The sequence below is a fragment of the Nereida sp. MMG025 genome (genome assembly GCF_021654165.1).
Lineage (GTDB): Bacteria > Pseudomonadota > Alphaproteobacteria > Rhodobacterales > Rhodobacteraceae > Nereida.
In genome coordinates, this window is record NZ_JAKFZN010000003.1 from 237,729 (window position 1) to 256,487 (window position 18,759).

At 56.8% G+C, this 18,759-nt stretch carries 22 protein-coding genes and 1 tRNA gene; 15 read left to right on the forward strand and 8 right to left on the reverse strand.

Going from position 1 to position 18,759, the window contains the following annotated elements; genetic code table 11:
- Positions 1 to 316 precede the first annotated feature (316 nt).
- From L1065_RS10400 to L1065_RS10410, 3 genes are all read left to right on the forward strand, one after another.
- Complete coding sequence (locus tag L1065_RS10400) at positions 317 to 649, forward strand: hypothetical protein (protein WP_237095408.1); 333 nt, start codon at positions 317 to 319, stop codon at positions 647 to 649.
- A gap of 56 nt (positions 650 to 705) precedes the next feature.
- A complete protein-coding gene (locus tag L1065_RS10405; protein ID WP_237095409.1) occupies positions 706 to 1,158 on the forward strand; it encodes an MmcB family DNA repair protein in 453 nt (150 codons plus the stop codon).
- A 73-nt stretch (positions 1,159 to 1,231) separates the two neighbouring features.
- Positions 1,232 to 1,378, forward strand: a complete 147-nt coding sequence (locus L1065_RS10410; protein WP_237095410.1) for a hypothetical protein — start codon at positions 1,232 to 1,234, stop codon at positions 1,376 to 1,378.
- Here the strand turns inward: L1065_RS10410 and L1065_RS10415 are convergent, their stop codons facing one another.
- Positions 1,379 to 1,564, reverse strand: coding sequence for a DUF6324 family protein (locus L1065_RS10415; protein ID WP_237095411.1), 186 nt, complete (start codon positions 1,562 to 1,564; stop codon positions 1,379 to 1,381). It abuts the gene before it with no gap.
- A gap of 118 nt (positions 1,565 to 1,682) precedes the next feature.
- Between L1065_RS10415 and L1065_RS10420 the strand changes: the two genes are divergently transcribed.
- A tRNA-His gene (locus tag L1065_RS10420) sits at positions 1,683 to 1,759 on the forward strand.
- Between the two features lie 13 nt (positions 1,760 to 1,772).
- Here L1065_RS10420 and L1065_RS10425 read toward each other — a convergent pair.
- The gene (locus L1065_RS10425) at positions 1,773 to 2,069 is read right to left on the reverse strand and encodes a DUF6476 family protein (RefSeq protein WP_237095412.1); all 297 of its coding nucleotides are present in this window, start codon (positions 2,067 to 2,069) and stop codon (positions 1,773 to 1,775) included.
- Here L1065_RS10425 and L1065_RS10430 point away from each other — a divergent pair.
- The 4 genes from L1065_RS10430 (at position 2,068) to L1065_RS10445 (ending at position 5,583) form a co-directional block, all read left to right on the forward strand.
- Positions 2,068 to 3,087, forward strand: a complete 1,020-nt coding sequence (locus L1065_RS10430; RefSeq protein ID WP_370641173.1) for an RluA family pseudouridine synthase — start codon at positions 2,068 to 2,070, stop codon at positions 3,085 to 3,087. The two genes, L1065_RS10425 and L1065_RS10430, sit on opposite strands and share 2 nt — an antisense overlap.
- Before the next feature lie 203 nt (positions 3,088 to 3,290).
- Entirely contained in the window at positions 3,291 to 4,187 is an 897-nt protein-coding gene (gene rpoH / locus L1065_RS10435; RefSeq protein WP_237095414.1) for an RNA polymerase sigma factor RpoH, read from the forward strand.
- A 133-nt stretch (positions 4,188 to 4,320) separates the two neighbouring features.
- Complete coding sequence (locus L1065_RS10440; protein ID WP_237095415.1) at positions 4,321 to 5,292, forward strand: Gfo/Idh/MocA family protein; 972 nt, start codon at positions 4,321 to 4,323, stop codon at positions 5,290 to 5,292.
- Positions 5,293 to 5,583, forward strand: coding sequence for a DUF4389 domain-containing protein (locus L1065_RS10445; protein WP_237095416.1), 291 nt, complete (start codon positions 5,293 to 5,295; stop codon positions 5,581 to 5,583).
- Positions 5,584 to 5,592: 9 nt separating this feature from the next.
- Here the strand turns inward: L1065_RS10445 and L1065_RS10450 are convergent, their stop codons facing one another.
- From L1065_RS10450 to L1065_RS10460, 3 genes are all read right to left on the reverse strand, one after another.
- A complete protein-coding gene (locus L1065_RS10450) occupies positions 5,593 to 7,377 on the reverse strand; it encodes a M3 family oligoendopeptidase (RefSeq protein WP_237095417.1) in 1,785 nt (594 codons plus the stop codon).
- 78 nt (positions 7,378 to 7,455) lie between these two features.
- A complete protein-coding gene (locus L1065_RS10455) occupies positions 7,456 to 9,045 on the reverse strand; it encodes an ATP-dependent DNA ligase (RefSeq protein WP_237095418.1) in 1,590 nt (529 codons plus the stop codon).
- Complete coding sequence (locus tag L1065_RS10460) at positions 9,042 to 10,058, reverse strand: ligase-associated DNA damage response exonuclease (protein WP_237095419.1); 1,017 nt, start codon at positions 10,056 to 10,058, stop codon at positions 9,042 to 9,044. Before L1065_RS10460 ends, L1065_RS10455 begins: the two co-directional genes overlap by 4 nt.
- 81 nt (positions 10,059 to 10,139) lie before the next feature.
- On the opposite strand from L1065_RS10460, the gene L1065_RS10465 reads away from it, so the two are divergent.
- Positions 10,140 to 10,910, forward strand: a complete 771-nt coding sequence (locus L1065_RS10465; protein ID WP_237095420.1) for an HpcH/HpaI aldolase/citrate lyase family protein — start codon at positions 10,140 to 10,142, stop codon at positions 10,908 to 10,910.
- Entirely contained in the window at positions 10,907 to 11,722 is an 816-nt protein-coding gene (locus L1065_RS10470; RefSeq protein WP_237095421.1) for a fumarylacetoacetate hydrolase family protein, read from the forward strand. The genes L1065_RS10465 and L1065_RS10470 overlap by 4 nt, the downstream gene beginning before the upstream one ends.
- On the opposite strand, the gene L1065_RS10475 is transcribed toward L1065_RS10470, so the two are convergent.
- Positions 11,719 to 12,651 carry an alpha/beta fold hydrolase gene (locus tag L1065_RS10475; RefSeq protein WP_237095422.1) on the reverse strand — a complete coding sequence of 311 codons (933 nt, stop codon included), beginning with the start codon at positions 12,649 to 12,651 and terminating at the stop codon, positions 11,719 to 11,721. The two genes, L1065_RS10470 and L1065_RS10475, sit on opposite strands and share 4 nt — an antisense overlap.
- A gap of 5 nt (positions 12,652 to 12,656) precedes the next feature.
- Positions 12,657 to 12,947 (reverse strand): SCP2 sterol-binding domain-containing protein, encoded by a 291-nt coding sequence (locus tag L1065_RS10480; protein ID WP_237095423.1) that lies wholly within the window; start codon positions 12,945 to 12,947, stop codon positions 12,657 to 12,659.
- A gap of 85 nt (positions 12,948 to 13,032) precedes the next feature.
- Here L1065_RS10480 and L1065_RS10485 point away from each other — a divergent pair, with 85 nt between their 5' ends.
- The 5 genes from L1065_RS10485 to L1065_RS10505 all read left to right on the forward strand — a co-directional run bounded on the left by L1065_RS10485 (position 13,033) and on the right by L1065_RS10505 (position 17,876).
- On the forward strand, positions 13,033 to 13,593 hold the full coding sequence (locus tag L1065_RS10485) for a tetratricopeptide repeat protein (RefSeq protein ID WP_237095424.1): 561 nt from the start codon (positions 13,033 to 13,035) through the stop codon (positions 13,591 to 13,593).
- A 90-nt stretch (positions 13,594 to 13,683) separates the two neighbouring features.
- Complete coding sequence (locus tag L1065_RS10490) at positions 13,684 to 16,329, forward strand: helicase-related protein (protein WP_237095701.1); 2,646 nt, start codon at positions 13,684 to 13,686, stop codon at positions 16,327 to 16,329.
- The gene (locus L1065_RS10495) at positions 16,326 to 16,709 is read left to right on the forward strand and encodes an RNA-binding S4 domain-containing protein (RefSeq protein WP_237095425.1); all 384 of its coding nucleotides are present in this window, start codon (positions 16,326 to 16,328) and stop codon (positions 16,707 to 16,709) included. Before L1065_RS10490 ends, L1065_RS10495 begins: the two co-directional genes overlap by 4 nt.
- Before the next feature lie 51 nt (positions 16,710 to 16,760).
- The gene (gene fdxA, locus L1065_RS10500) at positions 16,761 to 17,099 is read left to right on the forward strand and encodes a ferredoxin FdxA (protein WP_237095426.1); all 339 of its coding nucleotides are present in this window, start codon (positions 16,761 to 16,763) and stop codon (positions 17,097 to 17,099) included.
- A gap of 258 nt (positions 17,100 to 17,357) precedes the next feature.
- Positions 17,358 to 17,876: a CarD family transcriptional regulator gene (locus L1065_RS10505; protein WP_237095427.1), complete on the forward strand. Its 519-nt coding sequence runs from the start codon at positions 17,358 to 17,360 to the stop codon at positions 17,874 to 17,876.
- A 90-nt stretch (positions 17,877 to 17,966) separates the two neighbouring features.
- Here L1065_RS10505 and L1065_RS10510 read toward each other — a convergent pair whose 3' ends face one another.
- On the reverse strand, positions 17,967 to 18,719 hold the full coding sequence (locus L1065_RS10510) for an adenosylcobinamide-GDP ribazoletransferase (protein WP_237095428.1): 753 nt from the start codon (positions 18,717 to 18,719) through the stop codon (positions 17,967 to 17,969).
- Between the last annotated feature and the right edge of the window lie 40 nt (positions 18,720 to 18,759).

The window sequence follows — 18,759 nt, forward strand, 5'->3', positions numbered from 1 at the left end:
ACTGGAATCTAGCCCCTGTTCACGAGAAGAGCAGCACCCGCCACGCCAATAGGTATGGCTGGCACGGGCATAAGGCAAGGGGGCGGCGCTGCCTGTTTTGGCCAAAATCAGGCGTATGGCCTAGCGTCTGCTACCCGTATGGCAATGCGTCAGACAGTTTGCGGTTTTTGATCGGCCCTAGGGCTGCGCGATTAGACCGCGTTCGAGCACTGGACTGGGCTATAATTCGCAAGGATGCGGGCTGCGGTGAATTGGCCCTAGGAGGCATGCAAAGCTTGGGCCTATGCTAAAGCCCAACAGGAAAGTGAGTCGCCCCATGCCGCAATTGATCCGTGTTTATATCCAGCAATGCCTGATCGGGTTTGGAATTTCTGCCGTTTTCGTTGCGTTGCTATTGGCGTTTGACGTCAAGGGCCTTTGGACGCTGATTTCGAACTCGCCCGACGGTGTTTTGGCCGTGATCATGCTGTTCATGATGAACGGTATCGTTTTTGCGGGGGTGCAGTTTGGTATTCACATCATGCTGATGGCGGGCAAGGATGAAGATGATCATGACCGCGATGGGCGCGGGCCGCTTATCCCGATCGCGCTGCCTGTGAGATCCAAGTCTGACACGCCGTTGGACCGTGCGATGAAACGCAACGCTTAACGGCAGCTGCGCCTAACAGACTTGTTTTTTGTTTACGTTTTGTTCACAATGACAAAATGCCTGAGGATCTTATTCCATCTCTGCAACCTGGCCAGATTCTGGCGCGCGGCGTGTGTCGTCACCTGCTGAGCCATGATTTTGTAACAGTCGAAGAACTGGTGCCAACGCGTGGCTTGCGTGTTGATGTGATGGCGCTTGGCCCCAAGGGTGAAATTTGGATCATCGAATGCAAGTCCAGCCGCGCGGATTTTCAGGGCGATGCAAAATGGCAAGGTTATCTGGAGTGGTGTGACAGGTATTTCTGGGCCGTTGATGACGGGTTCCCGACGGATTTGTTGCCGCACGATACAGGCCTGATGATCGCCGATCGCTATGATGCGGAGATCGTTCGAATGGCGCCTGAGGCCAAGCTGGCACCGGCGCGGCGAAAGGTGATGGTCCAGAAATTTGCGCGCCATGCAGCGCGGCGTGCACAGCTGGCACGTGATCCCAATTGTGGTACGCATTGATAACGGTATTTACGCCCGCTGGCAGCGGTCGCGCCACCCGGGGGTTTTGCACCCCCGGACCCCCGCAAGGTATTTGCGCAACAATGAAGCACTTGGGTATGATCTTGCCGGCAAGTGGAACATCAGCCAGAACAAGTCCGAGGATGACCGTGCAGGTGTCGCCGAAGGGCTTTTGGCGCAAGGGGATGCGGCGCTTTCGCGGTTGGGTCAGCGGCGCTGATTACTTCAGCAGATCGGCGGCTTTGGCGGCGGCCATGATTTCTTCTGCGATTTCGGCAGCTTCTTCGGGCGTGAAGTCCATCGGGATTTCGATACCTGTGGCTTCTACAAAAATGCGCACCATGCCTTGATCGGTCGGTCCGATTTGCAGGTTTGCTTCGATGTCGCTTTCGCTGTTGATGCCCATTTGTGACCGTCCTTCGCCCATGTCTGTCCCGCGATGTAGCGTGGGTCTGTGTTTTTCGCAAGCGATGGGCAAATCGGGGCTTGCAAAAGCCAGAGGGCTTTCGTATTTCGCGGTCTAGGCCGCCTTAGCTCAGTTGGTTAGAGCGCTGGTTTGTGGTACCAGAGGTCGATGGTTCGAACCCATCAGGCGGTACCATTTTCATGGTCATCTATTCCAGTGGTATGCTTTGCGTCAAAGCCGATGTTGCGCGGTCATACACAAGAATTTCCCCGTTTTGCGTGACGATCAGCCAGTGATCGGCGGTTTGTGTAAAGGCCGTCGCCTGCACGCCACCCGGTAAACGCAAGGTTTCCGGCAAGATCATCGCCGGTTGGTTCAACCGCATGACCATCAGCCCCACGATCAACAGCACACCCCCTATCATTGTCGCGGTCAGCACGGTAACGAGAACGCGAAGAAACCGCAGGTTTGCGGGTTCAGCCATTTCTGGGGGATTGGGGTCCATGTCGGTCCTTACGTTTGAGATTGCGGAAGATCCGCCTGCGCGTCTTGATAAGGCTTTGGCGCGTGATGTGCCAGTGCAAGCGTCGCTGTCGCGCTCGCGGCTTGGCAAGTTGATTGAAGCGGGTGCTGTGGCCATTGATGGGGCGGTCGTGACCGACCAGAAGGCCAAGGTGGCGGCGGGTGCTGTGGTGCTCGTAACACTGCCAGAGGCCTCTGAAAGCCATATGTTGGCGGAAGATATCGCGCTGGATGTCGTCTATGAGGACGACGACCTGATTGTGGTGAACAAGCCTGTGGGCATGGTGGTGCACCCCGCCCCTGGCACGCCGTCGGGCACGCTTGTGAATGCCTTGATGCACCATTGCGGCGACAGCCTGTCAGGGGTGGGGGGCGAGAAACGCCCCGGTGTGGTGCACCGCATCGACAAGGATACCAGCGGTTTGCTGGTGGCGGCCAAGACAGATGCCGCCCATCACGGTCTGGCGGCCCAGTTTGAGGCGCATACGGTCGAACGCTATTACCGCGCGTTGTGCTACGGTGTGCCTGACGGCAATGATCCACGGCTGCGCGGGATCAGGGGCGTGAGTTTTGAGCCCGGCAATATCCTGAAGCTGCAAACGCATTTGGCCCGGCACAAACATGATCGCCAACGCCAAGCGGTCTTGTTTGACGGCGGGCGCCATGCGGTGACGCGGGCCCGACTGGTCGAGCGGTTTGGCCAGCCCGAGGTGATCGCGCTGATCGAATGCTGGCTGGAAACGGGCCGCACCCACCAGATCAGGGTGCATATGGCCCATGCGGGGCATGGGTTGATTGGTGATCCGATCTATGGGGGCAAGCGCAAATTGCCCGCCAAGGCGCTGTCAGAGGGCGCGATTGCGGCTGTTCAGGGCTTTGACAGGCAGGCGCTTCATGCCGCGGTGTTGGGCTTTGAGCATCCTGTGAGCGGCGAGATGATGCGCTTTGAGGCGCCTTTGCCGCGCGATATGCTGGATTTGATCGAGGCTTTGCGCGGGTAGCCGCCATCTGATCTGTGATTGAAACATAGGTCGCATGTGTGTGAGCGCACTGACATAGACCTTTCGGAAGTCACATCGGCATCCTAACTTCAGCTCAACGATTGAAGGGCGCGGCTCTTGTAAGGCGGCTTTTCAACACCCATATCTATGTTAACGCGGTTTACATAAAGCCGTAAGACATCTCCAAAAAGGGGGCATCTCACATGAGTAACTACAAAAATCTACCAGCACCCACACCCGAAGGCGGGTTGAACCGCTATATGCAGGAAATTCGCAAGTTTCCGATGCTGGAACCTGAAGAAGAATACATGTTGGCCAAACGCTATCTGGATCACGACGATACCGGTGCGGCCCATAAAATGGTGACATCGCACCTGCGATTGGCGGCCAAGATCGCCATGGGATACCGCGGCTACGGTCTGCCGCAAGCCGAGGTGATTTCGGAGGCGAATGTTGGATTGATGCAAGCCGTAAAGCGCTTTGATCCTGAAAAAGGTTTCCGTCTGGCGACCTATGCGATGTGGTGGATCCGTGCCAGCATTCAGGAATATATCCTGCGCTCATGGAGCCTTGTGAAACTGGGCACCACATCGGCCCAAAAGAAACTGTTTTTCAACCTGCGCAAGGCGAAGAATAAAATTGGTGCGCTGGAAGACGGCGATTTGCGCCCCGAACACGTGGAGCGGATTGCAACGGACCTGAATGTGTCCGAGCAAGAGGTCATCAATATGAACCGTCGCCTTGCAGGCGGTGACGCCAGCCTGAACGCGATGGTCGGCAGCGATGGCGACAGCGCGATGCAGTGGCAGGACTGGCTGGAGGATGAAGACGCAACGCAGGCCGAGGACTACGCCGAAAAAGACGAGCTGGATGCGCGCCGCGAAATGCTGGCCGCAGCGATGAGCGTTTTGAATGACCGTGAGAAAGATATTCTCACGCAGCGGCGCTTGGCGGACAAACCTGTTACCCTGGAAGAGCTGAGCGGACAGTATGATGTGAGCCGTGAGCGTATCCGTCAGATCGAGGTGCGGGCGTTTGAAAAGCTGCAAGACCAGATGCGCAAGCTGGCTGCTGAGAAGGGCATGCTTGCAACGGCGTAAGCTGATCTGTCGTTTTGAATTTTTTGTCCCCGTCGGAGCCTCCGGCGGGGATATTTTTTGAACAAAAGAAGATTGGTGTATGTTCTCTTATTCGGGCGGGTTAACCTTAATGCAAAGTTAAGGGAGCTGTCGCATGGATCATGTCAGGTGGGGGATTTTGGGGGCGTCTCGGTTCGCGCTTAGTGATATGGGGCCCGCGCTTCATGCCGCAGACGGCGGAGATCTTGTTGCGGTGGCGTCGCGCTGTGGACAAAAGGCCCAAGCCTTCAAGACGATTAGCCCGCATTTGGACCTGTTTGACAGTTATGAGGCGCTGGTCGGAAGTGACAGGGTTGATGCGATATACATTCCTTTGCCCAATGCGCTGCATGTTGAGTGGACCTTGAAGGCGCTTGAAGCGGGCAAACATGTGTTGTGTGAAAAGCCCATGGCGATGGCTGCGTCTGATTTTGATCGTTTGATCGCGGCGCGTGACAAAAGCGGTTTGCTTGCCGCGGAAGCCTATATGCCCGTGCATCATCCGCAATGGGCGCGTGTTCACGCTCTTTTGGCCCAAGGTCAGATCGGTAAGCTGATGCATATTGAGGCGCGGTTTACCTTTTTTAACGATGATAAGGGCGACATTCGCAATCAGGCCGCTTTGGGGGGCGGGGCTTTGCGTGATATTGGGGTCTATGTGATCGGGACCGCGCGTTTTGCAACAGGGCTGGAGCCGACAGATATTGGCGCGCGCCTGCGGGTAGAGGACGGGTTTGATACTTTTGCCGATATGCAGGCACGATTTGGGGACGCGACCTATTCGGCTTATGTCAGCACGCGGATGTTGCGCGATCAGGGGATATTGTTTCATGGCACTGAAGGTGTGATCAGCCTGCAGGCGCCTTACAACGGTGGCGTGCATAAAGAAGCGCAAATCGAGATTACCACAGCGTCGGGTGAACTGCGCATTGAACGCTTTCCGACAGTGCGGCAGTATGATCTGCAGGTTGCGGCGTTTAACCGTTGTGTTTTAACGAACGCCCCATTTGCCTGTCCGCTAGAGTTTTCACGCGGCACACAAGAGATGATTGATGCCGTTCTGCAGACCGGTGAAAGGATTGATTAGATGGATGATGACGGATTTGAGCTGAACACCCCTGCCGAGGGCAAGGTGGAAGAAAACATGGGCATGCGGCTGATCTGGATGGTTGTGATCTGGATCATGATCAACTTTGCCCAAACGATCCTTGGGTTTGTTACGATCGTTCAGTTTGTGATCATGTTGGTCAATGGCCGTGAGCCGAACCCGCGTATTGCGGATTTCGGCACCGATCTGGGGATTTGGGTGGCCAAGGCTGCACGGTATATGACAGCCGCGTCAGAGGTGAAGCCCTGGCCCTGGACAGAGTTGGATTAGCCCTGATCGCTATTCGGCTTCCAGCGCTTCCAACTCGTCGATCATACCGCTGATCATCGACAGGCCCTTGTCCCAAAAGGCAGGATCGGAGGCATCAAGACCGAAGGGGGCCAGCAATTCCTTGTGGTGTTTTGAGCCACCTGCGCGCAGCATGTCGAAGTATTTTTCCTGAAAATCCGCGTCGCCTTCTTCGTAGACGGCATAAAGCGCATTTACGAGACCATCGCCGAATGCATAGGCGTAGACGTAAAAGGGCGAGTGCACGAAGTGCGGGATGTAGGCCCAGAATGTCTCGTAGCCCTCTTGAAATTCGAACACGGGGCCAAGGCTTTCGGCCTGAACGGACATCCAAAGCGCGTTGATGTCATCGGGTGTCAATTCGCCCTCGGCGCGGGCGGCGTGCAGCTTACATTCAAAGTCGTAAAAGGCGATCTGGCGGACAACCGTGTTGATCATATCCTCGACCTTGCCGGCCAGCATGGTTTTACGCTCTTCTTTGGTTTTCGCGCCGTCCAGCAATTTGCGGAAAGTCAGCATCTCCCCAAAGACGGAGGCTGTTTCGGCCAGTGTCAGCGGAGTTGAGGACAGCAATTCACCCTGCTGCGCGGCCAGCACTTGGTGCACGCCGTGGCCAAGCTCGTGTGCCAGTGTCATCACATCGCGCGGTTTGCCCAGATAGTTCAGCATGACGTAAGGGTGGACCGTGGTGACGGTGGGGTGGGCAAATGCGCCGGGCGCCTTGCCTGGTTTGACGGCGGCGTCGATCCAGCCTTTGGTAAAAAACGGCTCGGCCAGATCGGCCATGCGCGGATCAAAGCTGGCATATGCATCCATCACGGTTTGCTGTGCTTCGTCCCAATGGACCAGCTTGGGGTCGTCTTGGGGCAGGGGCGCGTTGCGATCCCATGTCTGCATCTTGTCTAGCCCGAGCCATTTGGCCTTGAGCGCGTAGTAACGATGGCTCAGCTTGGGGTAGGCGGCGACAACTGCGTTGCGCAGGGCCTCAACCACCTCGGGCTCAACATGGTTGCTGAGGTGGCGGCCCGTTTGGGGCGTGGGCATGCCGCGCCATTTGTCTTCGATGGACTTTTCTTTGGCCAGCGTATTGTGGACGCGGGCAAAGGTGCGGATGTTTTTGTCAAACACCTCGGCCAGTGCGTGAGATGCGGCTTCGCGCTTGCTGCGGTCCTGGTCGGTCAGCAGGTTGAGCGTGCCTTCGATGTTGAGCGCTTCGCCGTCCACCTCAAATTCCAGCCCTGCAATGGTTTCATCAAACAGGCGGTTCCATGCGGCGGCGCCAACGGTGGATTGATCATGAAGAAACTTTTCCAGCTCGTCAGACAGCTGATAGGGCTTCATCGCGCGCATGCGGTCAAACACGGGTTTATAGCGGGCCAGATCTGCATTTTGCGTCAAAAGCTGTGAAAGATGCGCCTCGTCCAGACGATTGAATTCCAGCCCGTAAAATACCAGCGGTGTGGTGTAGTTGGTGATCGCATCTTGTGCATTCGACATGAATTGCGCGCGTTCGGAATCGGTGGTGTTTTGATAATATCGCAACCCCGCAAACGACATGATACGCCCTGCGATCACATCAATCGCTTCATAGCGTTGCACGGCCTCCAGCATCTGGTCGGCGCTTAGATCGGCCATTTTGCCTTCGTAGTCGCTGGCAAAGCTGGCGCAGGCCTGTTCCAGCCACGCCATATCTTGTTTAAGCTTATCGCTGTCTTCACTCGCATAAAGATCGGTGAGGTCCCATTCGGGCAGGGTGCCAAGGTCTGTGTCGAGCATTGTGAATTCCTTTATCCGTTAGGCTTAACCTATGGGGGACATGCGGGGGTTGAAAGGGGCGAATGCCAGTATTTTGCTCTAGCCGTATTGGGCCAGCATCTGTTTGAGATCATCCAGTGTATTGGCCTCTTGCAGGGGTTTGTCATGACGCCAGCGCGACATGCGCGGAAAGCGCAGCGCCACGCCTGATTTGTGACGCGGACTTTCTTGTATTCCCTCAAAGGCAATTTCAAAGACATGTTCCGGGGAGACTTGGCGCACAGGGCCAAATCGCTGAATGGTGTTCTTTTTGACCCAAGCTGTGATCTTGCGAAACTCGGCATCGGTGAGCCCTGAATAGGCTTTGGTAAAGGGCACCAGATCATTGCCGTTCCACACCGCAAATGTGTAGTCGGTAAACAGGTTTGCACGCCGCCCGTGACCTGCTTGGGCGTAAATCATCACGGCGTCAATGGTCAGCGGATCGACCTTCCATTTCCACCAATCGCCTTTTTTGCGTCCCGCCAGATAGGGGCTATCAAGCCGTTTAAGCATCAGCCCCTCGGCATGGTTTTCGCGGGAGACATCACGCAGCGATGCGGCATGATCCCACGACGCAGGCGCGAGGTTTTCCGACAGCTTGATGGGGGCATCGGCAGGACAGGAAGCCACAATAGTTTCAAGGGCTTCGCGCCTGAACTTCAAGTCTTTTTCCCGAATGTCGATGCCGTCTAATTCCAAAAGATCATAGGCATGCAGGATGACCGGAGCCTCGGCCAAGAGTTTCTTTGGCACCGTCTTGCGGCCAAGCCGTTTCTGCAGGGCGTTAAAGGGCAAGGGCGCATCATCTTTCCATGCCAAAACCTCGCCGTCGATGACGGTGCCTTGGGGCATGAAATCGGCAAGTCGATGCAGTTCGGGGAACCGGTCTGTCATCAGGTCTTCGCCCCGCGACCAAAGATGAAACTGGCCTTCGCGCAGGATCATCTGGCCGCGAATTCCATCCCACTTATATTCAATATTCCAATGGGTTATGGCGCCAAGCTCATCCAAATTTTCCATCTGGTAAGCCAGATAAAACGGATAGGGCCGTGACAGATCGGCCATGGGATCATCCGTTAGGATCAGCGCCTCAAAACTGGTTGTTTCGGGCGTCCATTGCCCCATCAGTTTGTGGGTCAGCGCTGCTTCATCCTGATCGGTGGCACGGGCCAGGGCACGGGTCATCAGCTTGGTCGAGACACCGACCCTGAAACCGCCGGTGATCAGTTTGTTGAACAAGAACCGTTCCGTCGTGGAAAGCCTGTCCCACACGGCAAGAACGGTCTCTTTTTTCTCGCCCTCTTCCATGCTGCGAAGGGATTTAGTAACGTCGATCCAATGGGTTAGAGTTTGATCTTCATGCGATTTGGCAGGCGGCAAAACCAAGGCTATGGTTTCTGCCAGATCGCCCACGATCGGGTAACATTCCTCGAAAAGCCAAAGGGGAATACCTGCGACCTCGGCCGCCCATTCGCGCAGCAGCGTTGTGGTGACAGACCTTTTGGGGCGCCGCCCCGAAAACAAGGCGATGCACCACAATTTGTCCGTATCGGAGGCTGTCTGAAAATACGCTGTCAGCGCGGCCGTCTTGACGGTTGTTTTGGTGGTTTGGTCCATCGCGGTGAAAAGCGTTACAAAATCCTTCATTGCGCCGCGCCGTCCTCGGATGCGGCGTCGAGTGTTTCGCCTTCATATTCGGTGCTGACCACATGCGCGTCATATCCCTGGTCGCGCAGCCATCTTGTGAATTGGCTGGTGTAGCCGTGGGTGACAAAGACCCGTTCGGCCCCTGTCGCGCGGATTGCATCGTTAAGCCCTTGCCAATCAGCATGATCGGACAGCACAAAGCCGCGGTCTGCTGCACGGCGGCGGCGGACCCCGCGCATGGCCATCCATCCGCTGGCGAAGGCGGTGGATTGCGGCCCGAACCTTTTGGACCATCCGCCAAAGCCCGAAGGTGGGCAGACGATCAAGGCACCGGGATGGTCTTTGGGGTTCAGATCAGCATTCACACGTATTGTCTGTGGCAGTTCGAGACCTTGGGCGCGCAACACTTCGTTTGTATTTTCAACGGCGCCGTGGGTCAAAATGGGGCCGATGGTTTGGTCAATCGCTGTTAGCAGCCTTTGGGCCTTGCCCAAGGCATATGCGCCCAAAACAGAAGCGCGGCCATCCGCGGCATTGGCGGCCCACCACGTGTTGATCTGATCTGCAACCGCGTCTTGTGGCGTCCATTTGAAAACGGGCAGGCCAAAGGTGCTTTCGGTGATGAAGGCGTGGCAGCGCACAGGTTCAAAGGGTTCGGAAAACCCGTCGTCGGTGGTTTTGTAATCGCCCGATGCGACCCAAATCTGGCCTTTGACCTCAACCCTGATTTGCGCAGAGCCGGGCACGTGACCCGCAGGGTGATAGCTTACCTTGGCGCCGCCAATTTGCATCGTATCGCCGTAGTCGATTGTATCGAGGGTAATGTCGCCCAGACGATGGCGCATCACAGGGGCCGCCGCTTTGGTCGCAAGGTAGCGTTGATGGCCCCACCGCGCATGATCGGCATGGCCGTGGGTGATCAGCGCGCGTTCAACAGGCCGCCAGGGGTCGATATAAAAATCGCCGGCGGGACAGTAAATGCCGCGATCGGTAAAGGTTAAGACATCTGCCATGGTTGGTTAACCTAGAGCACCTTGCGAAGGTTGCCATTTGCGTATTTGGTCAGACACAGAAAAACTGGGAGAGGGCAAATTATGGGCATTGCGGATTTCAAAGAACGGATGCTGTCGGGCGCACCGCTGGCGGGCACATTTATGAAAACGCCCAGTCACGAGGTGGTCGAGGTTCTGGCGAAATCGGGACTGGATTTTATCTGCCTTGATGCAGAACACGCCCCCTTTGACCGCGCCCGAATGGATGCGTGTATGGCCATTGGCCGCGCACTTGATTTTCCGCTGTTGGTGCGTGTGGAAGACAGCAGCCCGCGTGCGGTGTTACAAGCCTTGGACATGGGCGCCGTTGGCATTGTCTGCCCGCATGTGGACAGCGTTGAAAAGGCCCAAGAGGTGGCACGCGCGGCGCACTTCGGGTTGGGCGGACGCGGTTATGCGGGATCGACCCGTTGGGCCGGTTTTGCAACCAGATCAATGCCTTGCGTGATGGACCAGGACGCGCAGACGATCGTGATTGCGCAAATCGAAGAACCGGCCGGTGTGGACGCGGCCCAAGACATTGCCGCTGTTGATGGCATCGACGGGCTGTTCATCGGTCCTGCGGATTTATCGGTCGGCTATGGCTATGACCATCAGGCGAGCGACGAACTGACGGCCGCTTTGGCGCATGTCGGACAAGCGGCCAAGGCGCAGGGCAAAGCCTATATGTCATGGGTGCCGAATGCCCAGAAAGCGCAGGAGTGGTCGGCCTATGGGATGAGCATGTTTTTCATTGGATCAGAACACGCGTGGATGCTGAACGGGGCGCGCGCTGATGCTGCGGGTGTTCACGAGATCGGGGGTGATGCATGAGGTTTGTTCGCTTCGGAGACGCACGCGCGGAACGGTTTGGGGCCTTGGATACGGATGATGCGCTGCGCGACATTTCGGGCCACGCACAGGTAAACGCCGATCTGAAAAGGGTTAAGCCAGCCGACATCTCAGTCGCCGCCAAGGTCGCGGATGCGCCGCGTCTGGGGTGCCCTGTTTTGAACGTGGGCAAGATCATTTGCATTGGATTGAACTATCGCAGCCACGCAGTGGAGGCTGGTATGCCTGTGCCTGAAGAGCCGATTGTGTTCATGAAAGCGACCTCTGCGATATGTGGGCCGAATGACCCGCTGGAGTTGCCGCGCGGATCTGCCAAAACGGATTGGGAGGTCGAACTTGGCGTGGTGATTGGCAGCCATGCAAAATATGTAGATGAGGCTGATGCGCTGGCCCATGTTGCGGGATATGTCACCTGCAATGACGTGTCAGAACGCGCGTTTCAGATTGAGCGCGGTGGCCAATGGACCAAAGGCAAAAGCTGCGACAGTTTTGCGCCAATCGGACCGTGGTTTGTGCCTGCCAACCAGATCGCCGATCCCCAGAACCTTGCGTTGCGCGCCTGGGTGAATGGGGACATCGTTCAGGATGGCAACACCAGCGATATGATTTTCACCGTTGCCCAGATCATCAGCTATCTTAGCCAGATGATGTCGCTACACCCCGGGGATGTGATCATGACAGGCACGCCCCCCGGCGTCGGCATGGGCATGACGCCGCCGCGGTATCTGGGCAAAGGCGATATTGTCGAGGTTGAGGTCGAAGGGCTTGGCCGCCAGAGACAGGTTGTGGTCTAGCCGTTCGCATCAAAGAGGTCAGCGCAGGCCGAAAGATAACCTTCGCGCGTTGTCGCGACCTCCATCATCAGCTCGTGTTCGCAATTGGTAAACACCTTCAGTTCACCATTTGGCCAGCGGGCCATGCGGTCATGCACGCGGGCAGGGTCCACGATGCGTTCATTGTCGCCCAAGCCGCACAGCGTTGGCACATCGGGCGATTTCTTGGCCGCAAGGCTGCGCATTTCGATCAGCGCTTCGTTCAGCCAATGCATCGTTGGCCCGCCAAGGGCCAGATCGGGTTGGTCGATTAGATGTTGGCGCATGTAGTCCACCATGTCTTTGTCGCGTGACAGGGTGTTGTCCTCAAAGGGGGCGACCATGATGTAGGGATCGGGCTTGGTGCCCGGGGCGTAGAGATCTGCAAACTGCAAGGGCCGCGCGATTGTGGTCAGCCCCCATGCAATCGGGCGCAGCGCTGGCGACATCAGGATGCCCCACATCGGCGCCGAAAAGGCAGCTGCGTTGACGTCCAGTTCTTCCATAAGCGCGCGCAGCCCGATACAGCCGCCCATCGAATGACCGATCATATAGTAGGGGCGGGGCAGGCCCAAATCGGTTGCGGCTTCGACCATTGCCAAAACATCGCGTTGATAGTCGCTGAATTTCTCGACGTGACCTTTGTTGCGGTCATCCAACAGACGGTCTGCAAGGCCCTGACCGCGCCAGTCGATTGTGATTGTGCCATACCCCCGCGCCAGAAGGCTTCGTGCTGCGCGACCATATTTTTCGACATATTCAGTGCGACCGGGAAACAGCAGAACCGTGCCGCGCGCACCTTTCTGCCAATGCGCAATGCGCAGGCGCACCCCGTCGTCAGCCGTGATCCAATAGGCGGCCCCTGCATCGGGGCCGTCTGCGGCTGCGCTGTCGAAAGGGGCGTTCTGCATGCGGGTTAGCCGAGGACCGAGGACAGGGCCATCGCTTTGCCCATGTCGCCATCAACCGACAGTTTGCCTGTCATAAATGCGGCGGTGGGGTTCATTTCACCGTCCAGGATGGCTTTGAAGGTGTCGGTGCTGGCGGTCAGTGTAACGTCTGCATCTTCATCGCCTGCGCGCGCGCCATCGCCATCAATCATGATCGCGCCTTCATCTTCGACCACAAATTTGGCCACGCCAGAAAACCCGCCATCGCCCATTTTTTCGTTCAGGGCTGCCACTGCTGTATCGATAACGTCGCTCATATTTCTCACGCTCCTTCATATGTGATGGCTGCAGATCAAATCGCCTCTCGCAAATCTGCGCAGCCGCGCTACACTCACATTTGTGATGAAACAAACCAAGCGCAACCATCTTTCTATTGTGACGTGGGGTCTTTTGGCAGTGGGGATTTCCTTACCCGCGCTGGCCCAAGACACCGTGCCGCCCACCGCGTTGGAGCGTTTGCGCAACAGCACGCCTGAAACCTACGCAGTGATAGAGCGCGAACTGATGAACGAATGGTCCCGTTCTGGCAGCCCTGCGATGGATTTGTTGCTGCAACGTGGCCGCGATGCTTTGGAAACGGGTGCATTTGAAGAAGCGATTGATCATTTCACCGCACTGACAGATCACGCGCCCGAATTTGCCGAAGGATACAACGGGCGGGCCACGGCCTATTTTCGCAAAGGGCTTTTTGGTCCTGCGCTGGATGACATTCGCCGGGCGCTGGTGCTTAATCCCAACCACTATCAGGCGATGATCGGCTTTGGCATTATTCTTGAAGAAACGGGGCAGAAACGGGCAGCACTTGAGGCCTACCGCAAGGCGGCCTCTATACATCCCCACCGCGAGGACGTAGCAACAGCGATAGAGCGGTTGGAGCCTGCAGTGGCGGGCCAAGCTCTCTGACCATTGGTGTGATGTAGGGGAAACGCAGTGACGATAACTGCGGTCTTGGGGCCGACCAACACGGGCAAAACCCACTATGCGATTGAACGGATGCTGGCCCATAAGACGGGGGTGATCGGGCTGCCGTTGCGCCTGCTGGCCCGCGAGGTCTATGACCGCATTGTTGCCATTCGTGGCCCCTCGGTTGTGGCCCTTGTCACGGGCGAGGAACGGATTGTCCCACCCCGCGCGGCCTATTGGGTATGCACGGTCGAGGCGATGCCCGATGGTATGGGCTGCGATTTTCTTGCGATTGACGAAATCCAGCTTTGCGCCGATCTGGACCGCGGGCATGTGTTTACCGACCGTCTTTTGCATGCGCGCGGGCTGCATGAAACGCTGTTTTTGGGGGCCGAAACCATGCGCCCCGCGATTGCAGCACTTGTGCCCAAAGCACAATTTCTCAAACGTGAACGATTTAGCACGCTGACCTATACAGGTTCGAAAAAGATAAGCCGTTTGCAGCCACGCACGGCGATTGTCGGGTTTTCGGTTGATAATGTGTATGCCATCGCAGAGCTGTTGCGCCGTCAAAAGGGTGGTGCTGCTGTGGTGATGGGCGCGTTGTCGCCGCGCACCCGCAATGCGCAGGTGGATATGTATCAAAATGGCGAGGTCGATTTTCTGGTGGCGACAGATGCCATCGGCATGGGGCTGAACCTTGATATCAATCACGTTGCCTTTTCCAGTCTGACCAAATTCGACGGCCGTCGCATGCGGCCTTTGCAGCCCAATGAATTGGCCCAGATCGCGGGGCGCGCCGGACGGCATATGAACAACGGCACCTTTGGGGTGACGGGCGAGGCAGGGCCAATCCATGAAGAAGTCGTCACCTCGATTTGCGACAGTCGGTTTATCCCGGTGCGCAAACTTCAATGGCGCAATTCGGCGCTACAGATGGGCACAGTGGATGCCCTGTTGCGCAGTCTGCAAGACCAGACCAGCAACGAATGGTTGACCCGCGTGCGCGACAGCGATGATCTGATCGCGCTGAAAACGCTGGCCGAGGATGCCGAAGTGCGTGCGCGTGCGTCCAATGGCGCGTCGGTCAAACTTTTGTGGGATGTGTGCCGCATCCCCGATTTCAGGGGTATATCCGCGGCTGAACACGCCAGTTTGTTGATGCAAATATACACCTTTTTACACCAATCGGGCCGGATTTCCGCCGACTGGATGGCGCGGCAGGTCAAACGCACCGATAGGGTGGAGGGCGATATCGACACGCTGTCGAAACGTCTGGCCTACATCCGCACGTGGACATATGTCGCGCAGCGCAGCGGTTGGCTGGACGATATGGACCATTGGCGCGGGGAAACCCGTGCTGTAGAAGACCGCCTGTCAGATGCTCTGCACGAGCGTTTGACCCAAAGATTTGTTGATCGCCGTACATCTGTTTTGTTGCGGCGATTGAAGCAGAAGGAGGCCCTTGTGGCTGAGATTAACGACGCTGGTGAGATCACCGTAGAAGGCCAACTGATTGGCAAAATCGAAGGCTTCCGCTTTCAGCAAGACGCAAGTGCCACGCCCGATGAGGCCAAAACGCTGCGTGCGGCGGCTTTGCAGGTTCTGGCGCCTGAATTTCATTTGCGGGCCGATCGGTTTTACAATGCGCCCGACACCGAGATTGATTTCACCGAACAAGGTGGCCTGATGTGGGGTACTTTTGCGGTTGGCAAACTTGTGACGGGCAGTGATGCGCTCAAGCCGCAGGTGCAAGCCTTTGTGGACGAAGAAGCAGGCGCCGATGTTGCCGCCAAAGTCCAACGCCGGTTGCAGCACTTTATTGATCGCAAAATCACGACGCTGTTTGAACCGCTTGAAAACCTGAAAAACGACGATGCGTTGCAAGGGCTGGCCAAGGGCTTTGCATTCCGCATGGTGGAAAACATGGGCGTGATCCCGCGCGGTGACGTAGCGGGCGAGGTCAAGGACCTTGATCAGGACGCGCGCGGTGCGCTGCGCAAACATGGCATCCGTTTTGGCCAGTTCACCATCTTCATGCCGCTTTTGCTGAAACCTGCGCCGACGCGTTTGCGTTTGGTGCTGTGGTCACTGGCGCAGAACCTGCAAGAGTTTCCAGAAAGCCCCCCCGCTGGTCTGGTCACAGTGCCTGCTGCCAAAGGCAATCCGCAAGGCTACCATACAATGGCGGGCTACCGCGCTGCGGGTGAACGCGCGATCCGGATTGATATGCTGGAACGCCTTGCCGATATGCTGCGCGGCCAAGACACGCGGGCCGGTTTTGAAGCCAACCCCGATATGCTGTCGATCACGGGCATGACGCTTGAGCAGTTCGCAGATCTGATGCAAGGCCTTGGATACAAGGCGGAAAAAGGCGAGCGTGTGAAGGTAAAAGCCCCCGCCGAGCCTGCGAAAGACGCAACCACTGATGCGGGCGAGGCACAGGCCGAAGAAGCCCCTGTTGCGCCAACAGACACGGCAGTGCCCGATGCCCAAGAAGATGCCGCGCCAGAAATGGAAGTGTTTTATACCTTTGCGTGGGCGCCCCGTGGCGGCAACCGCGGCAGTGGCAAGCCCCGACCCCAAGGCGACAAGCCGCGCAAAAAGGGCGGTAAACCGCAAGGCAAAGGTGGCAACAAGGCGCAGAAATTCAGCGCAAAACCTGCCCGCAAGGAAAAAGCCATTGATCCTGACAACCCGTTTGCAGCTGCCCTGATGGGTCTCAAGAAGGATTGAGCGATCAGATCCAAAGCCAACGGCTGGACAAATGGCTCTGGCATGCGCGGTTTTTTAAAACCCGCACTTTGGCGGGTCGTGTGATCAGTGAAGGCAAGGTGCGGGTGGACGGGACCATCGTCTCCAAACCCTCTCGCGCAGTTAGAGCCGGTATGGTCCTGACGTTCACGCAGGCCAAAGAGGTGCGTGTTGTGTGCATCGAAGGTATTGGTGACAGACGTGGCCCCGCACCAGAGGCGCAGGCGCTTTACACCGATCTGACGCCGCCCAAACCGCCCAAAGACCCTGCGAAAATTGCGCCGCGCCCTGTTTACGAAGGGGGTGGGCGGCCGACAAAAAAGCAAAGGCGACAATTGGACCGCTTTGATGGTCTTGAATGATCCGCTGCCCTGATTTAGCTAGGCGATAACTTCACATCCTGGACCGCTTTTATGACCTATATCGTCACTGACAACTGCATTGCTTGCAAATACACCGACTGTGTTGAAGTCTGCCCCGTTGATTGCTTTTACGAAGGCGAAAACATGCTGGTCATTCATCCGGACGAATGCATCGACTGTGGTGTTTGTGAGCCTGAGTGCCCCGCTGATGCGATCCGCCCCGATACAGAGCCTGACATGGAAAAATGGGTTGAGTTCAACCGCAAGTATTCCGAAGCCTGGCCTGTGATCATCACCAAAAAAGATCAGCTTCCCGAAGCCGAAGAGCGCGATGGTGAAGAAGGCAAACTGGAGAAATACTTTAGTGAAGCCCCAGGCGAAGGCGGATAAGCGATTCGCCTGCTTACCTAAGGTAAGTGTGCCAAATCCTTTGTTTTTATGTCGAATCGTTCCAAGCGGTCGCCTTTCGGGCGGCCCTTTTTTGTGGTATGGTAATCCCACATCAGAGCCGCCCGCTTTGGTTCCGCCATCAGGTGATGGGTATGAAACGCTGCCGTTTCTTGGGACATCTGGACAGGGATGACGCTTCGCCAAACAGGTTTCGGCGAGGGGTTATTTTTTGGCGCGGCACGAAAGGAAAGAATGAAGATGAGTAAGGCGAAGAAGCTGGATTTCAGCCCGAATGAATTTGTTGTTTATCCCGCACATGGTGTTGGAAAAATCGTTTCGGTCGAAGAACAAGAGGTTGCAGGCATGACGCTTGAGCTTTTTGTGATTGCGTTTGAAAAAGACAAGATGACATTGCGGGTGCCAACCAACAAAGCGGTTGATGTGGGCATGCGCAGCCTGTCCACAGGTGACGAGATCAGCCACGCAATGAAAATCCTCAAAGGCAAGGCCAAAGTCAAACGCGCGATGTGGTCACGCCGCGCACAGGAATATGAGCAAAAGATCAATTCCGGCGATCTGATCGCGATTGCAGAGGTGGTCCGCGATTTGCACCGCAACGACGACCAGCGCGAGCAAAGCTACTCTGAACGGCAGCTTTATGAGGCGGCCCTTGAACGACTGACCCGCGAAGTGGCCGCTGTGAGCGGTGAGGACGAAGGCGAAGCAGGCTCCAAGATTGAAGCCGTTTTGAACAGTCGGGCACCTGCTGCTGCATAGGATTGATGACGCTGTAAAACGGAAAGGCGGGCCAAGGCCCGCCTTTTTGCATGTTTGGGTGGGGGCCAGCCCCCACACCCCCGAGGTATTTCAAGCAACAATGAAGATCAAAAGGGCCACTTCGATCAGTTGTTGCGTGGCGCCCAATGTGTCACCTGTCTGACCGTTGATTTTGTTTTTTGCCAAGAGAATGCAGCCCAGTGAGATGATCACCATCACTGCAATTGCGACGGGTGTTAGCATGAAAGACGCCAAAGCGCCGATGGCCAGCGCGACCAGTGTTGCGTTGCGTTCGGGGCGGCCGACCTGATGGGACAGGCCCGATGACCGGGCATTTTGCACGCTATGCATGATGGTTGGAAGCGTGGCCCGGCTGATTGCGCCGATGGCTGCAAGTGTGAGGATCGGGTTTACGTCGGGCAAGAGACTGCCCAATGCGAGCCACCGAAGGCCAACGGAAAGGACAAGGGCCAACACGCCATATGTGCCGATTTGGCTGTCTTTCATGATCGCCAGGCGGCGTTCCACGGTATATCCGCCCCAAAACCCATCTGCGCAATCGGCCAATCCGTCCTCGTGCAGCGCGCCTGTGATGAGGATTGCAGCGCCAAGAGTGAGCCCCGCGCTGATCATCGCGGGAAGGCCGAGCCACAGACATAGCCATGCCACGCCACCCGCCAACGCACCGATGATCGCTCCTGCAACAGGGTAGGCCCAAGCACTTGCCGCGCTGCGCGCCATTGCGTGATCGGCATCAACGCGCACAGGCAAGCGGCTGAGCAATCCCAGACTTGCGGGGATATCGCGCAGATCAATCAGCGGCATGTCGGATTTATTGGTCATTGCGGCTCATGTGCTGCGTTGCTCTTGGGTCACGAATGGG

What these genes read in the sequence shown, in the direction of transcription:
- L1065_RS10400 (WP_237095408.1), top strand. Translation starts at nt 317, where the DNA reads ATGCCGCAATTGATCCGTGTTTATATCCAGCAATGCCTGATCGGGTTT.
- L1065_RS10405 (WP_237095409.1), top strand. Translation starts at nt 706, where the DNA reads ATGCCTGAGGATCTTATTCCATCTCTGCAACCTGGCCAGATTCTGGCG.
- L1065_RS10415 (WP_237095411.1), bottom strand. Translation starts at nt 1,564, where the DNA reads ATGGGCATCAACAGCGAAAGCGACATCGAAGCAAACCTGCAAATCGGA.
- L1065_RS10430 (WP_370641173.1), top strand. Translation starts at nt 2,068, where the DNA reads ATGTCGGTCCTTACGTTTGAGATTGCGGAAGATCCGCCTGCGCGTCTT.
- L1065_RS10425 (WP_237095412.1), bottom strand. Translation starts at nt 2,069, where the DNA reads ATGGACCCCAATCCCCCAGAAATGGCTGAACCCGCAAACCTGCGGTTT.
- rpoH (WP_237095414.1), top strand. Translation starts at nt 3,291, where the DNA reads ATGAGTAACTACAAAAATCTACCAGCACCCACACCCGAAGGCGGGTTG.
- L1065_RS10440 (WP_237095415.1), top strand. Translation starts at nt 4,321, where the DNA reads ATGGATCATGTCAGGTGGGGGATTTTGGGGGCGTCTCGGTTCGCGCTT.
- L1065_RS10445 (WP_237095416.1), top strand. Translation starts at nt 5,293, where the DNA reads ATGGATGATGACGGATTTGAGCTGAACACCCCTGCCGAGGGCAAGGTG.
- L1065_RS10450 (WP_237095417.1), bottom strand. Translation starts at nt 7,377, where the DNA reads ATGCTCGACACAGACCTTGGCACCCTGCCCGAATGGGACCTCACCGAT.
- L1065_RS10455 (WP_237095418.1), bottom strand. Translation starts at nt 9,045, where the DNA reads ATGAAGGATTTTGTAACGCTTTTCACCGCGATGGACCAAACCACCAAA.
- L1065_RS10460 (WP_237095419.1), bottom strand. Translation starts at nt 10,058, where the DNA reads ATGGCAGATGTCTTAACCTTTACCGATCGCGGCATTTACTGTCCCGCC.
- L1065_RS10465 (WP_237095420.1), top strand. Translation starts at nt 10,140, where the DNA reads ATGGGCATTGCGGATTTCAAAGAACGGATGCTGTCGGGCGCACCGCTG.
- L1065_RS10470 (WP_237095421.1), top strand. Translation starts at nt 10,907, where the DNA reads ATGAGGTTTGTTCGCTTCGGAGACGCACGCGCGGAACGGTTTGGGGCC.
- L1065_RS10475 (WP_237095422.1), bottom strand. Translation starts at nt 12,651, where the DNA reads ATGCAGAACGCCCCTTTCGACAGCGCAGCCGCAGACGGCCCCGATGCA.
- L1065_RS10480 (WP_237095423.1), bottom strand. Translation starts at nt 12,947, where the DNA reads ATGAGCGACGTTATCGATACAGCAGTGGCAGCCCTGAACGAAAAAATG.
- L1065_RS10485 (WP_237095424.1), top strand. Translation starts at nt 13,033, where the DNA reads ATGAAACAAACCAAGCGCAACCATCTTTCTATTGTGACGTGGGGTCTT.
- L1065_RS10490 (WP_237095701.1), top strand. Translation starts at nt 13,684, where the DNA reads ATGCTGGCCCATAAGACGGGGGTGATCGGGCTGCCGTTGCGCCTGCTG.
- fdxA (WP_237095426.1), top strand. Translation starts at nt 16,761, where the DNA reads ATGACCTATATCGTCACTGACAACTGCATTGCTTGCAAATACACCGAC.
- L1065_RS10505 (WP_237095427.1), top strand. Translation starts at nt 17,358, where the DNA reads ATGAGTAAGGCGAAGAAGCTGGATTTCAGCCCGAATGAATTTGTTGTT.
- L1065_RS10510 (WP_237095428.1), bottom strand. Translation starts at nt 18,719, where the DNA reads ATGACCAATAAATCCGACATGCCGCTGATTGATCTGCGCGATATCCCC.